The sequence below is a fragment of the Mesorhizobium sp. M0815 genome, from assembly GCF_040319995.1.
Classification (GTDB): Bacteria; Pseudomonadota; Alphaproteobacteria; order Rhizobiales; family Rhizobiaceae; genus Mesorhizobium.
In genome coordinates this window covers 107,851-123,387 of the sequence record NZ_JAMYOU010000015.1, presented here as the reverse complement: position 1 = coordinate 123,387, position 15,537 = coordinate 107,851, and the positions used below count along the sequence as shown (strand labels likewise).

Below are 15,537 nucleotides of genomic sequence, written 5' to 3'. Positions count from 1 at the left end.
CAACGAATGGAACGATAGGAGCGAAGGGCCCCGAGGGTGACAAGCAGCGATCTTACGGAGTAGCTTCCCGCGCAATTAGAGTGACATGCGCTAGCGGGAGGCACTTCTTGATCGTCGTCATCGGTTCCATCAATCTCGACCTCATCGCCAGTGTCGACCGCTTGCCCGGTCCCGGCGAAACGGTGCGCGGCTCCGGTTTCGCCACCGCCCCCGGCGGCAAGGGAGCCAACCAGGCGCTGGCCGCCGCCCGCGCCGGCGCCAAGGTGCGCATGGTCGGCGCGGTCGGCAAGGACAGCTTCGCCGGCGAGGCTTTGGCGCTGCTGCGCGACGGCAAGATCGACCTGTCCGGCGTCGGCGAGACCTTTGCCTCGACGGGTACCGCGTTGATCATGGTCGGCGCCGACGGCGAGAACGTGATCGCCGTCGTGGCGGGCGCCAATGATTCGGTCGTGCCGGGTGACCTTTCCAAGGCTTTCCTGAAAAACGGCGATGTCGTGCTGCTGCAGTTGGAGGTCCCGTTGCAAACGGTCGAGACAGCGCTTGACGCGGCAAGGACGGCCAACGCGGTCACCGTGCTCAACACCGCACCTTTCCACGGCGACGCGGCCGGCTTCCTCGGCAAGGCCGACTATCTCGTCGCCAACGAGACCGAGTTCGACCTCTATGGTGAGGCGCTGTCGTTGAGTGGCCGCGACCGCCCAGCACGGATGCGCGACTATGCCTCGAGAACTGGCCGCACCATCGTCGTCACGCTTGGCCCAGACGGCGTTCTCGCCGCGACGCCGGACGATCTCCTGATGGTTCCGGCGCTGAAGATCACTCCGCTCGACACGGTCGGCGCCGGCGACACGTTCTGCGGCTATTTTGCTGCCGGACTGGCGGCAGGCCTGCCGCTCGACCAGGCGCTTGCCCGCGCTGCCGCAGCCGGTTCGCTGGCCTGCCTGAAAGCCGGCGCCCAGCCTGCCATCCCGCTGGCCAGGGATGTCGACGCCGCCATGCCGACATCTGCCGGCTGAAGCGCGATGACAGCCACGCGCCCGACCACCAGGCATGCCGTGCCGCCCGCCGGCGACATCTGCCGCCTGTCCGCCGTGGAACTGGCCGACAGGATCAGGCGCCGGCAGCTTTCGGTGCGCGAAGTGATCGCTGCATTCCTGGACCGGATCGAGGCGGTGAACCCACAGGTCAACGCCATCGTTTCATTGCGTGAGCGTGCCGACATCCTGCGCGAGGCCGACGAGGCAGACGCTCATTTGGCGCGAGGAGCAGATACCGGATCGCTGTTCGGTCTGCCGATCGCGATCAAGGATCTTGCGCTGACAAAAGGCCTGAGAACCACCTTCGGCTCGCCGATCTTCGCCGATTTCGTGCCTGAGGAAGACGACTTCTTCGTCGAGCGTGTTCGGCAGGCCGGCGCCATCATCATCGGCAAGACCAACGTTCCCGAATTCGGGCTCGGCTCCAACACCTACAATACCGTGTTTGGACAGACGCTCAACGCGTTCGACCCAGCGCTGACCGCCGGCGGCTCGAGCGGCGGCGCGGCGGTCGCGCTGGCGCTCGACATGGTTCCCATTGCCGATGGCAGCGACTTCGGCGGTTCGCTGCGCAATCCCGCTGCCTACAACAATGTCTATGGCTTCCGCCCGTCGCAGGGATTGGTACCGGCCGGCCCTGATCTTGATGTGTTTCATGCGCAAATGGGCGTCGAAGGGCCGATGGGGCGTAACGTGCGCGACATCGCCCTGCTGCTCGACGTTCAGGCCGGCTATCATCCTCGCGCGCCGCTGTCGCATGATAAGCCAGGCTCGTTCCTCGAAGGGCTGGAATCGCGGGCGGCCGGCGGGCGCATCGCCTGGCTCGGCGATCTTGACGGTCATCTGCCGATTGAAGCAGGCATTCTACAGCTTTGCGAGGCAGCACTCGGCCGGTTAGCGGATCTATCCTTCGAGGCCGAGCCGCTGATGCCGGAATTCGAGTTCGAAGCGCTGTGGCAGGCCTTTGTAACGCTTCGCCAGGCGAGCAGCGGTTGTGCGCTCAAGGTGCATTACGACGATCCCTTGAAACGCCGCCTTCTCAAGCCGGAGGCCGTGTGGGAAGTGGAACATGCACTGGGCCTCACCGCACCGCAGATCCACGCCGCCACGGTGAGGCGCTCGTCATGGCACAAAACCCTGCTGTCGCTCTTCGATCGATTCGATCTCATCGCGCTGCCGACCGCGCAGGTCTTCCCTTTCGAGGTCTCCACCCACTGGCCAAGGGAAGTGGCCGGGCGTGCCATGGACAGCTATCATCGCTGGATGCAGGTTTCAGCGTTCGCCACGCTCGGCGGCTGCCCGGCGATCAATGTGCCGGTGGGCTTCGACCCCAAGGGCAGGCCGATGGGCATGCAATTGATCGGGCGGCCACGCGCTGACCTCTCGGTGCTGGGGGCGGCTGCCGCCTATGAGGCAACGCTACCATGGCAGGCCGGCGCCTGCTGAAATCAGCTCCGCATTGTCGGCGCCTCGCCGGCTTGCACGCAACTCATCGCCATGCATTGATCGCGACAGCGCGCCGCACGAGCGGCATTCTGCGGAGGGAAAAATGTCGCTGGAACTCTACGCCACCTACGTCGTCGCTTGCATCGTCATCATTCTTGTGCCGGGGCCGACGGTCACGCTGATCATCGCCAACAGCATCCGCCACGGCTCGCGCGCCGGCCTCGCCAATGTCGCCGGCACCCAGGCCGGGCTGGCCATCATGATCGCCATCGTCGGCATCGGGCTGACCTCGCTTATCGCCGGCATGGGCCACTGGTTCGAATGGGTCCGGCTGATCGGCGCCGCCTACCTGATCTGGATGGGCGTGCAGATGTTCCGCTCGAAAGGCAAGCTGAACGCCGACGGATCGGCTAAAAAGCCGCGCGGCGGCTTCTTCCTGCAGGGCCTGCTGGTGGCGATCAGCAATCCGAAGACGCTGGTGTTCTTCGGCGCCTTCTTTCCGCAGTTCATCGCCCCCGAAGGCAATTACGCGTTACAGATCGGCGTCATGGGTCTCACCGCCATGATCTTCGCCGCCGTCTCGGATTCGACCTACGCGTTGGCCGCCGGCCGCGCCGGACGCCTGCTCTCGGCCGGCCGCGTCAAGCTCTTGTCGCGAATCAGCGGCAGCTTCCTGGTGGGCGGCGGCCTGTGGCTGGCGTTTTCCAAGGCGAAGTAACAGCCGCGAGCCGGGACGCAAATAGCAATCTCCTGGAACAGGAAGCCCGATTGAAAGTCAGCCTTCTGTGCACCACATGAATCGACAGTTGGGGATTCATGCCGGTGCCATGGACTTTTGTGGATGTGAAAAGGCACGCGATCGGCGTGATCCTGATTGTTGCTTTGTTTGCGGCGGTGTTGGCCCTCGATCCGCTCAAGTGGACGAATAACGCCAGCCCGATCCGCTCGGTGGACCCAATCGATGCAGCCGTCAAAAGTGCCCATTGGGGCAAAGGCCGAAGTGTCTACATGCTGGTCCTTGAAGACGGTTCATCTGTTTTCATCGACGACGATCGTCCGCGCCTGATCGGCTCGCACGTCGGCATCGAGCGCGTCACGCGCGACAATGGCTTTGTCTTCTACCGATTTCCAAATTGAACGGCGATCGATCAATGAAGCTGTTTTCGAAGGTAAACGAGTGACAGAGCTCTCTTCGAAGAAATCGCTCTTGAACAAAGCCCTTACGCTATTCAACTCTAAGTGATGGGGCCGACGAATCTTTCTCTTAGAAACCGCCTTCTTCTGCTTCGGGAAGAGTTTCGCGATACAGTCGTTGGCGTCGCTTTCTTTTGCTCATTCGCTCTTGTGGCCGCCGTGGCGATTGTAACAAGACAGAATAGCCCGATCATGGGCACGCAACGCATAGGAGGCATCGTCGAAGATGTTGCGACGATGCCTCTAAATCCGAAAGGTTCCGTCGGCCATGGACTTTATTATAGATATGAAGTCCGTCTCCATGACGGCAACGCACTGGTATTTATCGATGGTGAGGTGGAGACGCCCCACATGATCGGATCGGAAGTCTCGATCGAACAACAGCACCGCAATAACGGCACCAGCACCTACCGCCTGCTCAATGACTGAGCGGCACTAAAGCCGCCCCAGCCTTTCCAGCAACAGCGCGAAAAACGCATCATGATCGATGTCGCGCATCACCATGGCGTTCTTCGGCCGCTTGGTCACTCCCCACCAGTCGATCACCGTCATGCCCATGGTGAGCTCCGAGGCAGTTTCCACGCTGACATTGCAGTTGCGGCCCTTGAACAGCTTCGGCTTCAACAGATAGGCGATGACGCAAGGATCGTGCAGCGGGCCGCCATCGGTGCCGTATTTCTCTTCGTCGAAGCGTTCGAAGAATTCCAGCATGTCCGCCGTCGCCGTGCCGACCCTGGTGCCGAGCTTGCGGAAAGCCTTCGTGCGCTTGGCGGTGGTCAGCGCCTTGTGGGTGACGTCGAGCGGCATCATCACGATCGGAATGTCGGATTTGAACACGACATCGGCGGCATGCGGGTCGACATAGATGTTGAACTCGGCAGTCGGCGTGACGTTGCCGCCCTCGAAGAAGCCGCCGCCCATCAGCACGATCTCCTTGATGCGCGGCGCGATTTTCGGCTCGCGGATCAGCGCCAGCGCAACATTGGTGAGCGGCCCGAGCGCGCAAAGCGTGATCGTGCCGGTCTCCTCCTTCATCAGCGTCTCGACGATGAAATCGACCGCATACTGATCCTGCAGCTTCATCTTTGGCTCAGGCAGTTGCGGTCCGTTGAGGCCGGTCTTGCCATGCACTTCCTCGGCGGTGACGAGTTCACGCGCCAGCGGCCGGATGGCGCCTGCATAGACCTTGACATCCGGCCGGCCGGCCAACTCGCAGATCTTGCGTGCGTTTTTTTCGGTGAGTTTCAGCGGCACGTTGCCGGCCACCGCGGTGATGCCGACGATCTCCAGCTCGGCGCTGCCGAGCGCCAGCAATATGGCGACGGCATCGTCCTGGCCGGGGTCAGTGTCGATGATGATCCTGCGGGATTGGGGCATTTCAATTCCTTGTTTTGGCAAGTCTTTTTGGGCGGGACGTGTGACGGCTTGAAGTCTGCCGGGCGGCGGACCATATCAAGACCATCGGGAAAAATGCCATCCGGGTTTTTCCACTTTATGTCGCTCTTGAGAGGACACTGTAACATGAGCCGAATGACGCCTTTTTCCAGCCCGCTTCTCCTCGGTTTCGATTCCATGGAAAAGACACTGGAGCGCTTGGCGAAGTCGGGTGACAGCTATCCTCCGTACAACATCGAGCGCCTCAGCGGTGCCGACGGCAAAACCGAAAGGCTGCGCATCACGCTCGCCGTCGCCGGTTTCGCGGAAAGCGATCTCGATGTCTCCACGGAGGAGAACCAGTTGGTCGTGCGCGGCCGTCAGAACGACGACACCGAGCGCGAATTCCTCCACCGCGGCATCGCCGCGCGCCAGTTCCAGCGCTGTTTCGTGCTGGCCGACGGCATGCGGGTGATTGCGGCGGAATTGAAGAACGGCCTCTTGTCGATCGATCTCGATCGGCCGGAGTCCGAACGGCTGGTACGAAAAATAAACATATCGGTGAAAGACTGAGTTTTGCCGATAGCTCTCATGCGGGATGGCCTTGAGCGGCGTCTCGCGGCAAGGAGGCTTGAAATGACCAGAACTGACGAAAATATCATCATGACCAGCGGCGAATTCGCTCATCTCGGCGAAGGTTCGGTCGCCTATCTCAGGAAAGTGTCGAGCGACGATCTGCGCGGCCGTTTCCCGGGCCTCGGCGAAATCGCGCCCGGGCTGGAACTGTGGGCCCTGTTTGCCGCCAACGGCCAGCCGATCCTGCTTTCGGATGCTCGCGACCGGGCGCTGGCCGGCGCCTTGGAAAACGATCTGACCCCCGTCGCTATCCACTAACAACACGGCGCGCCGATCTGGCTGAAACGGACAGGGCCGCTCACGGCGGCCCTTCAACGGGTCCAATCAACTCAGGCGGCGTGCGAGGCCTGTGTATCCGACAGCAGCGCGTGGATAGCCACGGCATCGCGCGTGCCCCTGATCTTGGCAACCGTGTCGGCATCGCGCAGCACCCGCGCGATGCGCGACAGCGCCTTGAGGTGGTCGGCGCCGGCACCTTCGGGGGCCAAAAGCAGAAACACCAGGTCGACCGGCTGATCGTCGAGGGCCTCGAAATCGACCGGTGTCTCCAGCCGGGCAAAAACTCCAGCGATCCGCTTCACCCCGGCCAGCTTGCCATGCGGAATGGCGATGCCGTTGCCGACGCCGGTCGAACCCAGCCGCTCGCGTTGCAGGATGGTGTCGAACACCTCCCGCTCCGGAATGCCGGAAATTGCCGCCGCCCTTTCAGACAGCAATTGCAGCAGCTGCTTTTTGGAGTTCGCCTTCAACGCCGGCATGATTGCCGGAACGTTGACGAGATCGCTCAGATCCATGCTTGAAATCCCTTGTTCGCCTGCCGTCGCCAGTCCCCACGCTTGCGTGCGGCTGGTTTTTACCCCTGCGCGACCTTGGCCGTAGACGGGTCGATCCAGCCGATATTCCCGTCCGGCCGGCGATAGACGATGTTGAGATGGTCGTTTCCGGCATTGCGGAAGACCAGGACCGGGCTGTCCTTGGTGTCGAGCTCGATCACGGCTGACGCCACCGACATGGTCCGCAGCGTCATGGTCGATTCGGCGACGATGGCCGGCGCGAAATTCTCCGGTATCTCCTCGTCGTCATCGGCAAGCGGGGCCATCACCGTATAGGCGACGTCGGTGAGTTCGCCATTGCTATTGCCTGAATTGTGCGACTTCAGCCGGCGCTTGTAGCGCCTGAGGCGGGTTTCCAGACGGTCCGCCGCGGCATCGAAGGCAAGCGTCGGATCCTGGGCATCGCCGGTCGCCTGCAGCGAAGCACCGGAATCCAGCCGGATCATGCAATCGGCCGTGTAGCGCGACCCCGATTTGACGACTACGATTTGCCCTGAAAAGCCCCGATCGAAATATTTCCCGATCACTTCCCCGACACGGTCGTTGATGCGCGTACGGAACGCATCGCCGATATCCATGTGTTTTCCCGATATGCGCAGTGTCATCTGAAAACTGACCTTCCTTGCTCAGGCTTCAAACTGTCCCGAGTTTATACTCGTGGTCCGTGCGCACAAGCTTTGCGGCGTCACTTGCGCCGATTTTAAATCCGAACTTTCCGGTTGATCACAAGCCGCCTTCTTGGCCGTCCGTGGCCTACGTCGTGACGGACCATCCCTCGTGCGGGCATCAGCGAACTCAAATCCACTCGCCAGCCCGTCTCATGCGGGCGGGCTTCTAGCCACTTCGTTGCCGCTTGTCAATGAACGCGAAAGCTGTGGAAATTCTGCCGGAGTTCAACGGCCGGCGCTGGCCAAAGCGCGTTTTTCGCGCCGCCGTTGCACCGAAGAGGGTATGTTCATGCCTTCCCGGTATTTGGCAACCGTGCGCCTGGCAATGTCGACGCCGCTTTCCCGCAGCATGTCCACGATGGCATCGTCGGAAAGCACATCGACGGCTTTCTCTTCGTCGATCAGCTGCTTTATGCGGTCGCGCACCGCTTCCGACGAATGCGCATCGCCGCCACCCGACGAAGCGATCGAGGCGGTAAAGAAATAGCGCAGCTCGAACACGCCGCGCGGCGTCAGCATGTATTTGTTTGCCGTGACCCGGCTGACCGTCGATTCGTGCATGCCGATAGCGTCCGCCACCGTGCGCAGGTTGAGCGGCTTCAGGTGCCGCACGCCGTGGACGAGAAAAGCGTCCTGCTGGCGCACGATCTCGGAGGCGACCTTGAGGATAGTCTTCGCCCGCTGGTCGAGGCTGCGCGTCAGCCAGTTGGCATTCTGCAGGCATTCGGCGAGGAAATCCTTTTCCGCCTGGTTTTTCGCATGCGGCGTGACCTGAGCGAAATAGATGTGATCGACCAGCACACGCGGTAGCGTCTCGGCATTGAGCTCGACCGTCCAGCTGCCGTCATTGGCTGCGCGCACCTCGACGTCGGCCACGATCGCATCGCTGGCACCGCGCGAAAACGCCATTCCCGGCCGCGGGTCGAGCGCCCGGATCTCGGCCAGCATGTCGAGCAGATCCTCCTCGTCGACACCGCAAATCCGCTTCAGCGTCTGGAAATCGCGCCGTGCCAGGAGTTCGAGATTGGCGATCAATGCCCTCATCGCCGGATCGAGCCGGTCGCGCACGGCAAGCTGCAGCGACAGGCATTCGGCGAGGTCGCGGGCGAAGATGCCGGCGGGCTCGAATGTCTGGCAAATCGCCAGCGCCCTTGCCACCGCCGTGGCGTCCGTGCCGAGGCGGGCCGCGATCTCGGCCATGTCCGCACGCATGTAGCCGGCCTCATCGACGCCGTCGGCAAGCTCGCTGGCGATCAGGCGCGCGGCCGGATCGGCGAAGGCGAGCGCCACCTGCTCGCCGACATGGTCGCGCAGCGTGATGGCAGCCGCCGCCATATCCGCGACGTCGAAGCCGTCGGAGGAAGAGGCGGAACTATTGCCGGACGCCGATTTCCATTGCGCCGTCAGGTCGGGGCCGAGCCGCTCGCTCGTTCCAGGATCGTCGGGAAACAGGTTTTCCAGCGACGTATCGAGCTTTTCCGAGATCGCCTCGGCGCTCCACGCCGTCTCCGCTTCGAACCAGTCGCCGTCGGCTGCCGGTTCCGATGCGGCGTCGCTCTTCTGCGCCTGGTCGCTGGCGGCGTCGTCCTGCGGTTCGGCGCGTTCCAGCAGGGGATTGCGTTCGATCTCGTCGTCGATGAAGCGTTCCAGCTCGAGGTGGGTGAACTGCAGCAGGCGGATCGACTGCATCAGCTGCGGCGTCATCACCAGCGACTGCGACTGTCGTAGCTGTAGTTTTGCCGCCAACGCCATGGTTCGGTTTCAACGCCCCGTCTACGCGCCCGCACTGCTGGAAAGAATTTTCCAGGCCAGCATAGAAACTGGCCCGGCTTTTGCTTGTCAAGGCGAGGTGCGGAAAAACTCGCCTGCCAGCGCGTTTTTCAGGCAGAAAATCGAAGAAAAAGCTGCCGGACTACGCCGGAAATCCCGTTCGAACCGGAATTTCGCATTTAGAGCGTAAATCCCTCGCCAAGATAAAGCCGCCGCACATCGGCATTTGCGACGATTTCGTCGGCTCGGCCATGGGTCAGCACCTGACCGGCATGGATGATGTAGGCGCGGTCGATCAGGCCAAGGGTCTCACGCACATTGTGGTCGGTGATCAGCACGCCGATGCCACGTGCCGTCAAGTGGCGCACGAGCTGCTGGATGTCGGCGACGGCGATCGGGTCGATGCCGGCGAACGGTTCGTCGAGCAGCATGTAGGCGGGGCGGGTTGCCAACGCACGGGCAATTTCGAGGCGCCGCCGCTCACCGCCGGAGAGCGACAGCGATGGAGCCTTGCGCAGATGGCTGATGTGGAATTCCTCGAGCAATTCGTCGAGCAGGCGCTCACGCTCCTTGCGGCTCTTTTCGACCACTTCGAGCACGGCCCGGATGTTTTGCTCGACGTTCAGGCCGCGAAAAATCGACGCTTCCTGCGGCAGATAGCCGATGCCGAGACGGGCGCGGCGATACATCGGCATCGACGTGACGTCGAAGCCGTCGATTTCGATGGTGCCTTCGTCGACCGGCACCAGCCCGGTCACCATGTAGAAACAGGTGGTCTTGCCGGCGCCATTGGGGCCGAGCAGCCCAACCGCCTCGCCGGCGCGCACGCCCAGCGTCACGCCGCTGACGACTTTGCGGCCCTTGTAGCTTTTGGTCAGCCCCTTGGCGATCAAGGTTCCCTTGAACTTTGCCGCTTCGACGGTGACCCTGGCCGGTGCCGCAAGTTTGCTGGCGGCGCGCCCTGGAAGACGCGCCAGCAGCGACGATATGCCGGTCATCAGGGTTTCGCTGCTCCAGACTTCGCCTGCGGCGTGATCGACATCATGACGCGGCCGCCGCAGGCGTCGACCTGGGCAAGGCCGCTCTTCATCTGCACGGTAAGCTTGCAGCCGACAAGCACGTTGTCGCCTTGCGAGAGCACGACCTTGCTGCCCGAAAGCACCAGCACCTCGGTCTTCATGTCGAAGGTGCCGCGGTCGCCGGTGGCAACCTGATTGTCCGATTTGATGTAGACCTTATCGTCGACCACGAGATGGTCGATGTTGGCGGATCCGGTCATCGCCGCGGCACCCGCCGGCTCGGCGCCTTTGGCGGCGGCTGCATCCCTGACGTAATAGACCGTCATTTTGCCGGCCTTGAGTACGGTTGGACCCTGGACGACGTTGACGTTGCCGGTGAAGACGGCGACGCTTTCCGCCTGGCGCACCTCGAGCTTGTCGCTTTCGATCTGGATCGGCTTGTCGCCCGACAGCCTGAGGCCGGACATTTGGCTGGTGGCGCTGGACTGCGCCAGCGACGAAGCCGTCCCCAGGGTGAGCCCCAATGGCAGCCCGAGGGTCAGCAACGCCGAAACCGCGGCGAGGCGCCGTGCCGAACTACTGAACCGCATTGGTCTCTCCGCTCTTTGCCTCTGCCGCCTTCAAACTGGCGGGATCGATGTCGACGCGCACCTTGTTCTCGAAAACCAGGACCTTGCCATTGTCCTGGACCGACATCGAATCCGCCCTGATCCGCGACCCGCCGCGGCTGACATCGACGGGTTCGCTTGTCTTCATAGTGCCTTCGCCCATGTCGAGATAGACTGATTTGAATTTTGCCACCACGCCATCCGTGGTCGATACCGTCACGTCGCTGGTCAGGCTGAACGTGTTGCCGTCGCGATCATAGGTGCCGCGCGCGGCATCGATGGCGGCCGTGTTGTCGGCCGCAATCGGCAGCCTGGCCTTGATGCCTTCCAGATCGATGATGCCTTGTTTGCTGACGTCCTGTATGGCGCGCAGGGCCGTCATCGAATAGGGCAGGTTCTGCTTGGTGAAGCCGTTGAGCTTGGGATTGGCCATCACCAGCTTGCCATTGGCAAAGGAGCCGCCGTCGGCCTGCACCTCGATTGCAGCGGGAGCCATGAGATAGGAATAGACCGGAAACGCGACCGCGATCAGGGCGGCGACCAGCGGCACGGCCAGCTTGAGGATCCGCACCCGGCGCGAATGACGCTGCGCGATGTCAAAGGCGTCGACCCGCGCCCGGCCTGCGGCCTTGGGAGCCAACTCCGTCTCGGTGTTGGTCGGTTCGATTGGTCCCGCTAACATGACTGCTTCTTCTAAACCCCTGCCCGCCAGGCCGCCCTATAGGTGGGGTGCCGGCACCCTCAAGCAAGCACAAGCCGAGGAAAACCGCAAAAATATGACAGCCGCCCCTATACAACGAAAATGGCCCCAGCGCAGCCTGAACCTCATACCAGATATGGGCGCACAGTGTTAGAGCCTGTGGAACGCGACAGATTGAAGCTTGCCCGAACGCCGAAGACGGCTTTGGCGAAGGCCGTCAGGAAACGGTAGCCGGGCGCGAATGGTTGCTTTAAAAGCATCTGCTCCCACCGACTACGAGGCTGACCATGGCATTGAGAGCCGACGACCTGATCGACCGCCGCCGCTTGCGCCGCAAGCTGACATTCTGGCGTGTTGCGGCGATTCTTGTCGCCGCAGCCGGGCTGATCGCCTTTTCCGCGTGGATTTATGGTGACGAATTCACCGGCGCGGCTGTCGACCACATCGCTAAGGTCAAGATCGAAGGTACCATCACCGAAGACGAAGAACTGATCAAGCGGCTGGAAGCCATCCGTCAGTCGCCGCGCGTCAAGGCTGTGATCCTGTCGATCGATTCACCCGGCGGCACCACCGTCGGTGGCGAGTCGATCTACGAGGCAGTGCGCAAGCTCGCCGCCGACAAGCCGGTGGTGGCCGAGGTCGGCACGCTCGCGGCGTCGGCGGGTTACATGATAGCCACCGCGGCCGACCATATTGTCGCACGCAAATCCTCGATCGTCGGCTCGATCGGCGTTCTGATCCAGTACCCGGACGTCAGCGGCCTCATGGACAAGCTCGGCGTCAAGCTGGAGGAGGTGAAATCCTCGCCCTTGAAGGCCTCGCCTTCCCCCTTCAAGCCGACCAATGACGATGAACGCGCCATGGTCCGCAAACTCATTCTCGACAGCTACGACTGGTTCGTCGGCATCGTCGCCGAGCGCCGCAACATGACCAAGCCGGAGGCGCTGGCGCTCGCGGACGGGTCGATCTTCACCGGCCGGCAGGCGGTCACAAACAGATTGATCGACGCGGTCGGCGGCGAGGCCGAAGCGATCGACTGGCTTGCAGGCAAGGGTGTCGATGCCAAGCTCAAGGTGGTGGAATGGAAGGACACGGAAAAACGCGGTGGTTTCCTGTTCTCCAAGGCGATGGCGCAGACCGTCGGCGCTGCGCTTGGCCTGCCTGGCCATGGCGGCGACGTCCTTCACGAAATTGGAGCGGACCGCTTGTTTCTTGACGGTCTCGTTTCCGTCTGGCACCCTTGAGGAGCCGCTTGGGAGTGAAAAAGCAAATAAAATCATTCTGATAATTTCGGCGGCACTGCTTTCACGGGGAGCCTTTTCATGATCAAATCCGAACTTGTGCAGATCATCGCCACGCGCAATCCGCATCTTTTCCTGCGCGATGTCGAAAACATTGTCGGCGCCATCTTCGATGAAATCACCGACGCGCTTGCCGAGGGCAACCGGGTCGAGTTGCGCGGCTTCGGCGCGTTTTCGGTGAAAAACCGCCCTGCCCGCACCGGCCGCAATCCGCGCACCGGCGAATCCGTAGAGGTCGAGGAGAAATGGGTGCCGTTCTTCAAGACCGGCAAGGAATTGCGTGAAAGGCTGAACGGAGGCAAATAGGCGCGGCGCCCGCCGACCCGTTGCTGCCTTTTCTTCCGAACGGAAAAACATGTTCAATCGCTTCATCCTCATCGTGGTTTTCGTGCCGCTGGCCGTCATCCTGATTGCGCTGGCCGTCGCCAACCGCGAACCGGTGGCCTTCACGCTCGATCCGTTCAATCCCGGCAATCCGGCGCTGACGCTGACCGTGCCGCTGTTCATTTTCCTGTTCCTGGCGCTGGCCATCGGCATGATCGTCGGCAGCCTGGCGACCTGGATCAAGCAGGGCCGCTACCGCAAGCTGGCGCGCCAGCGCGCCGCCGAGGCCGAGAACCTGCGTCTGGCAGTCAGCCGCGCGCCCACAGCGGCGCAGGGCCCGGCCTTGCCGAAGCCGATGAACTGAGCCGCGGCTCGGGCAGGAAGCGCAACCGGCCTATTTCTCCACGGAGCCATCATGCTGACCATTTCCGCCGCCGAGGTCGACCGCGCGCTGACCTTTCCCGGGCTGGTCGAGACATTGCGCGCCGCTTTTCGCGACGGCGCCGTGCAGCCGGTCAGGCATCATCACACGGTCGAGCGGCCCGACGGTGCCGCCTCGACGCTGCTTCTGATGCCGGCCTGGACCGACTTCAACGCCGGCACCTCGGCCGATGGCCATATCGGCGTCAAGATCGTCACAGTGTCGCCCGACAACAACGCCGTCGGCAAGCCTGCGGTGATGGGCCTCTACCTGTTGCTGGACGGCGCCACCGGCGAGCCTCAGGCCTTGATCGATGGCCAGCGGCTGACGCAGTGGCGCACCGCCTGCGCCTCGGCACTGGCCGCGTCCTATCTGGCCCGCGAAGACGCATCACGGCTGCTGGTGGTCGGCGCCGGCGCGCTGTCGCCATTCCTTGCAAAGGCGCATTCGGCGGTGCGGCCGATCAAGAACATCCGCATCTGGAACCGCACGCCGGCCAATGCCGAAAAGGTCGCGGCAAAATTGCGTGCCGAGGGTTTTGCGGCCGACGCCGCAGGCGATCTCGACGTCGAACTCGGCCAGGCCGATATCGTGTCATCGGCGACCATCACCACCGCGCCACTGATCAAAGGGGTACTCTTGAAACCGGGAACCCATGTCGATCTGGTTGGCGGCTTCACGCCGGCGATGCGCGAAAGCGACGACGACGCGATTGCACGCGCCCGCGTCTATGTCGACACCCGCGCCGGCGCCACCAAGGAAGCCGGCGACATCGTCCAGCCGCTGGCCTCCGGCGTGCTGAAGCCGCAAGCCATCGTCGCCGACCTCTATGAACTGGCACGCGGCCAGAAAAAAGGCCGGCAGGGCAATGACGAGATCACGCTGTTCAAGTCGGTCGGCGCGGCCCTCGAGGACCTGGCCGCCGGCATTGCCGTGTATCGCGCAAGCGTAGGGCAGTAGGGCAGTAGGGCAGTAGGGCAGTAGGAAACCGTGCTAATCGTGCGGCGCCGCGCCTAGTGCTACTTTGCTCTCGCCTACTGCCCTACTGCCCTCCTGCCTTACTCCTTTTGCCAATAAACCCGTAGCCGGTGGTTGTCCGGATCGAGCGCGACGAAGGTGCGGCCGAAATCCATGTCGGTCGGGCTCTGCAGGATGGTCAGCCCACGGTCGGCCCACTCGGCATGGGTGGTGTCGACAGCGCCAGGCGTATCCAACGCAAAGACGACCTCGGCGCCACCGCCTGCGGCCGCCGCGGCCGGCTCTACGGTATGACGCGACCAGAGGCCGAGTTTGAAGCCGTTGTCGAGCACGAACAACACGAAGGTCGGCGAGGTGTCGACCGGCTCGCGTCCGAGCAGCGCGCTGTAGAAGGCGCCGCTTTGCTCAGGCTTGTCGACATAGAGGATGACGAAATTGGGCGGTGTCATGAATTGCTCTCCAGATGGTTTCGACTGGAGGAGCATAGCGTGCACCACTGCCAGATTCTGGCAACAGTCTTAACTGAGCGGCAGCCTTAGCTTGGCTTGTCGAGCGTCGCCCGCCATTCTTTGAGCAGCACCTGGCGACGGCGCGGATAACGCGTCTCGGTGGCGTTGAGGCCGGATATCCGATCGGCGCGAAAGTGCCTGAAATCCTGGCGCATCTCGCACCACGCCGCGACGACGCGCACCTTGTCGAAGAAGCCGAGTGCAAACGGCCAGACGGTGCGCTCGGAGGCAGCGCCGCCGGCATCGCGATAGACAAAGCTCAACTTGTGCTCCTCGCGGATGGCTTGCCGCACCATGCCGAGATCGATGCCTTCGGTGACCTCGGTGCGCGACCCGACCAGCAGCGTCGAGGCATCGAGCTCTTCGCGCAAATCGTCCGGCAGCACCGCGGCGATCTTGGCCAGCGCGTCGGTGGCGGCGTTGGCAAGCCGCCAGTCCGGCTGCTTGGCCACCCAGCGCGAACCGAGCACGATCGCCTCGATCTCCTCGTCGGTGAACATCAAGGGCGGCAGCATGAAGCCTGGCCTGAGCACGTAGCCCAGCCCCGCCTCGCCCTCGATCGGCGCGCCCTGCCCCTGCAGCGTGGCGATATCGCGATAGAGCGTGCGGATCGACACACCCATTTCGCCTGCAAGGCTGCGGCCACTGACTGGCCGGCGATGCCGGCGCAGGATCTGGATCAGGTCAAGCAGGCGTTCGGCGCGGGACATGGATCGCAA

General features: G+C 62.8%; 20 protein-coding genes. 11 read left to right on the top strand and 9 right to left on the bottom strand.

All coding sequences use genetic code 11. The features are described 5' to 3' along the window. Positions 1–107 precede the first annotated feature (107 nt). The 5 genes from NKI01_RS18190 to NKI01_RS18170 all read left to right on the top strand — a co-directional run bounded on the left by NKI01_RS18190 (position 108) and on the right by NKI01_RS18170 (position 4,106). Entirely contained in the window at positions 108–1,016 is a 909-nt protein-coding gene (locus tag NKI01_RS18190) for a ribokinase (protein WP_023718970.1), read from the top strand. 6 nt (positions 1,017–1,022) lie between these two features. Continuing rightward, complete coding sequence (locus NKI01_RS18185) at positions 1,023–2,483, top strand: amidase (RefSeq protein WP_352918539.1); 1,461 nt, start codon at positions 1,023–1,025, stop codon at positions 2,481–2,483. A 103-nt stretch (positions 2,484–2,586) separates the two neighbouring features. Next, positions 2,587–3,201 (top strand): LysE family translocator, encoded by a 615-nt coding sequence (locus tag NKI01_RS18180; protein ID WP_023675274.1) that lies wholly within the window; start codon positions 2,587–2,589, stop codon positions 3,199–3,201. Positions 3,202–3,299: 98 nt separating this feature from the next. After that, positions 3,300–3,620, top strand: coding sequence for a hypothetical protein (locus NKI01_RS18175; RefSeq protein ID WP_023718967.1), 321 nt, complete (start codon positions 3,300–3,302; stop codon positions 3,618–3,620). Between the two features lie 249 nt (positions 3,621–3,869). Further along, the gene (locus NKI01_RS18170) at positions 3,870–4,106 is read left to right on the top strand and encodes a hypothetical protein (protein WP_023718966.1); all 237 of its coding nucleotides are present in this window, start codon (positions 3,870–3,872) and stop codon (positions 4,104–4,106) included. Positions 4,107–4,112: 6 nt separating this feature from the next. Here the strand turns inward: NKI01_RS18170 and NKI01_RS18165 are convergent, their stop codons facing one another. After that, the gene (locus NKI01_RS18165) at positions 4,113–5,054 is read right to left on the bottom strand and encodes a nucleoside hydrolase (RefSeq protein ID WP_352483583.1); all 942 of its coding nucleotides are present in this window, start codon (positions 5,052–5,054) and stop codon (positions 4,113–4,115) included. 144 nt (positions 5,055–5,198) lie between these two features. On the opposite strand from NKI01_RS18165, the gene NKI01_RS18160 reads away from it, so the two are divergent. Together NKI01_RS18160 and NKI01_RS18155 are read left to right on the top strand one after the other, a co-directional pair. Further along, on the top strand, positions 5,199–5,624 hold the full coding sequence (locus NKI01_RS18160; RefSeq protein WP_023718964.1) for an Hsp20 family protein: 426 nt from the start codon (positions 5,199–5,201) through the stop codon (positions 5,622–5,624). A gap of 63 nt (positions 5,625–5,687) precedes the next feature. Further along, entirely contained in the window at positions 5,688–5,945 is a 258-nt protein-coding gene (locus NKI01_RS18155) for a BQ00720 family protein (RefSeq protein ID WP_352483584.1), read from the top strand. 71 nt (positions 5,946–6,016) lie between these two features. Here NKI01_RS18155 and ptsN read toward each other — a convergent pair whose 3' ends face one another. The 6 genes from ptsN to lptC all read right to left on the bottom strand — a co-directional run bounded on the left by ptsN (position 6,017) and on the right by lptC (position 11,267). After that, entirely contained in the window at positions 6,017–6,481 is a 465-nt protein-coding gene (ptsN, locus tag NKI01_RS18150; protein ID WP_023718962.1) for a PTS IIA-like nitrogen regulatory protein PtsN, read from the bottom strand. 59 nt (positions 6,482–6,540) lie between these two features. Further along, positions 6,541–7,125, bottom strand: coding sequence for a ribosome hibernation-promoting factor, HPF/YfiA family (hpf, locus tag NKI01_RS18145; protein WP_352483585.1), 585 nt, complete (start codon positions 7,123–7,125; stop codon positions 6,541–6,543). 288 nt (positions 7,126–7,413) lie between these two features. Further along, positions 7,414–8,940 (bottom strand): RNA polymerase factor sigma-54, encoded by a 1,527-nt coding sequence (rpoN, locus tag NKI01_RS18140; protein ID WP_023718960.1) that lies wholly within the window; start codon positions 8,938–8,940, stop codon positions 7,414–7,416. A 197-nt stretch (positions 8,941–9,137) separates the two neighbouring features. Beyond that, the gene (lptB, locus tag NKI01_RS18135) at positions 9,138–9,956 is read right to left on the bottom strand and encodes an LPS export ABC transporter ATP-binding protein (RefSeq protein WP_023718959.1); all 819 of its coding nucleotides are present in this window, start codon (positions 9,954–9,956) and stop codon (positions 9,138–9,140) included. Continuing rightward, positions 9,956–10,567: an LptA/OstA family protein gene (locus NKI01_RS18130; protein ID WP_023718958.1), complete on the bottom strand. Its 612-nt coding sequence runs from the start codon at positions 10,565–10,567 to the stop codon at positions 9,956–9,958. The genes lptB and NKI01_RS18130 overlap by 1 nt, the downstream gene beginning before the upstream one ends. Continuing rightward, on the bottom strand, positions 10,554–11,267 hold the full coding sequence (gene lptC, locus NKI01_RS18125) for an LPS export ABC transporter periplasmic protein LptC (RefSeq protein WP_023718957.1): 714 nt from the start codon (positions 11,265–11,267) through the stop codon (positions 10,554–10,556). The genes NKI01_RS18130 and lptC overlap by 14 nt, the downstream gene beginning before the upstream one ends. A gap of 305 nt (positions 11,268–11,572) precedes the next feature. On the opposite strand from lptC, the gene sppA reads away from it, so the two are divergent. From sppA to lhpI, 4 genes are all read left to right on the top strand, one after another. Next, a complete protein-coding gene (gene sppA, locus NKI01_RS18120; protein ID WP_023718956.1) occupies positions 11,573–12,529 on the top strand; it encodes a signal peptide peptidase SppA in 957 nt (318 codons plus the stop codon). A gap of 78 nt (positions 12,530–12,607) precedes the next feature. Continuing rightward, the gene (locus NKI01_RS18115; protein WP_006200394.1) at positions 12,608–12,892 is read left to right on the top strand and encodes an integration host factor subunit beta; all 285 of its coding nucleotides are present in this window, start codon (positions 12,608–12,610) and stop codon (positions 12,890–12,892) included. Positions 12,893–12,941: 49 nt separating this feature from the next. Next, positions 12,942–13,274 carry a lipopolysaccharide assembly protein LapA domain-containing protein gene (locus NKI01_RS18110; RefSeq protein ID WP_023718955.1) on the top strand — a complete coding sequence of 111 codons (333 nt, stop codon included), beginning with the start codon at positions 12,942–12,944 and terminating at the stop codon, positions 13,272–13,274. 51 nt (positions 13,275–13,325) lie between these two features. After that, entirely contained in the window at positions 13,326–14,291 is a 966-nt protein-coding gene (lhpI, locus tag NKI01_RS18105; RefSeq protein ID WP_023718954.1) for a bifunctional Delta(1)-pyrroline-2-carboxylate/Delta(1)-piperideine-2-carboxylate reductase, read from the top strand. A 98-nt stretch (positions 14,292–14,389) separates the two neighbouring features. On the opposite strand, the gene NKI01_RS18100 is transcribed toward lhpI, so the two are convergent. Both NKI01_RS18100 and NKI01_RS18095 read right to left on the bottom strand, forming a co-directional pair. Further along, the gene (locus NKI01_RS18100) at positions 14,390–14,758 is read right to left on the bottom strand and encodes a VOC family protein (RefSeq protein ID WP_031193999.1); all 369 of its coding nucleotides are present in this window, start codon (positions 14,756–14,758) and stop codon (positions 14,390–14,392) included. A gap of 86 nt (positions 14,759–14,844) precedes the next feature. Beyond that, entirely contained in the window at positions 14,845–15,528 is a 684-nt protein-coding gene (locus tag NKI01_RS18095) for a helix-turn-helix transcriptional regulator (protein WP_352856874.1), read from the bottom strand. Positions 15,529–15,537: the final 9 nt, after the last annotated feature.

Excerpts from the sequence above, each read along its gene's own strand:
- NKI01_RS18185 (WP_352918539.1), top strand. The coding sequence starts at position 1,023 with ATGACAGCCACGCGCCCGACCACCAGGCATGCCGTGCCGCCCGCCGGC.
- NKI01_RS18180 (WP_023675274.1), top strand. The coding sequence starts at position 2,587 with ATGTCGCTGGAACTCTACGCCACCTACGTCGTCGCTTGCATCGTCATC.
- NKI01_RS18175 (WP_023718967.1), top strand. The coding sequence starts at position 3,300 with ATGCCGGTGCCATGGACTTTTGTGGATGTGAAAAGGCACGCGATCGGC.
- NKI01_RS18170 (WP_023718966.1), top strand. The coding sequence starts at position 3,870 with ATGGGCACGCAACGCATAGGAGGCATCGTCGAAGATGTTGCGACGATG.
- NKI01_RS18165 (WP_352483583.1), bottom strand. The coding sequence starts at position 5,054 with ATGCCCCAATCCCGCAGGATCATCATCGACACTGACCCCGGCCAGGAC.
- NKI01_RS18160 (WP_023718964.1), top strand. The coding sequence starts at position 5,199 with ATGAGCCGAATGACGCCTTTTTCCAGCCCGCTTCTCCTCGGTTTCGAT.
- NKI01_RS18155 (WP_352483584.1), top strand. The coding sequence starts at position 5,688 with ATGACCAGAACTGACGAAAATATCATCATGACCAGCGGCGAATTCGCT.
- ptsN (WP_023718962.1), bottom strand. The coding sequence starts at position 6,481 with ATGGATCTGAGCGATCTCGTCAACGTTCCGGCAATCATGCCGGCGTTG.
- hpf (WP_352483585.1), bottom strand. The coding sequence starts at position 7,125 with ATGACACTGCGCATATCGGGAAAACACATGGATATCGGCGATGCGTTC.
- rpoN (WP_023718960.1), bottom strand. The coding sequence starts at position 8,940 with ATGGCGTTGGCGGCAAAACTACAGCTACGACAGTCGCAGTCGCTGGTG.
- lptB (WP_023718959.1), bottom strand. The coding sequence starts at position 9,956 with ATGACCGGCATATCGTCGCTGCTGGCGCGTCTTCCAGGGCGCGCCGCC.
- NKI01_RS18130 (WP_023718958.1), bottom strand. The coding sequence starts at position 10,567 with ATGCGGTTCAGTAGTTCGGCACGGCGCCTCGCCGCGGTTTCGGCGTTG.
- lptC (WP_023718957.1), bottom strand. The coding sequence starts at position 11,267 with ATGTTAGCGGGACCAATCGAACCGACCAACACCGAGACGGAGTTGGCT.
- sppA (WP_023718956.1), top strand. The coding sequence starts at position 11,573 with ATGGCATTGAGAGCCGACGACCTGATCGACCGCCGCCGCTTGCGCCGC.
- NKI01_RS18115 (WP_006200394.1), top strand. The coding sequence starts at position 12,608 with ATGATCAAATCCGAACTTGTGCAGATCATCGCCACGCGCAATCCGCAT.
- NKI01_RS18110 (WP_023718955.1), top strand. The coding sequence starts at position 12,942 with ATGTTCAATCGCTTCATCCTCATCGTGGTTTTCGTGCCGCTGGCCGTC.
- lhpI (WP_023718954.1), top strand. The coding sequence starts at position 13,326 with ATGCTGACCATTTCCGCCGCCGAGGTCGACCGCGCGCTGACCTTTCCC.
- NKI01_RS18100 (WP_031193999.1), bottom strand. The coding sequence starts at position 14,758 with ATGACACCGCCCAATTTCGTCATCCTCTATGTCGACAAGCCTGAGCAA.
- NKI01_RS18095 (WP_352856874.1), bottom strand. The coding sequence starts at position 15,528 with ATGTCCCGCGCCGAACGCCTGCTTGACCTGATCCAGATCCTGCGCCGG.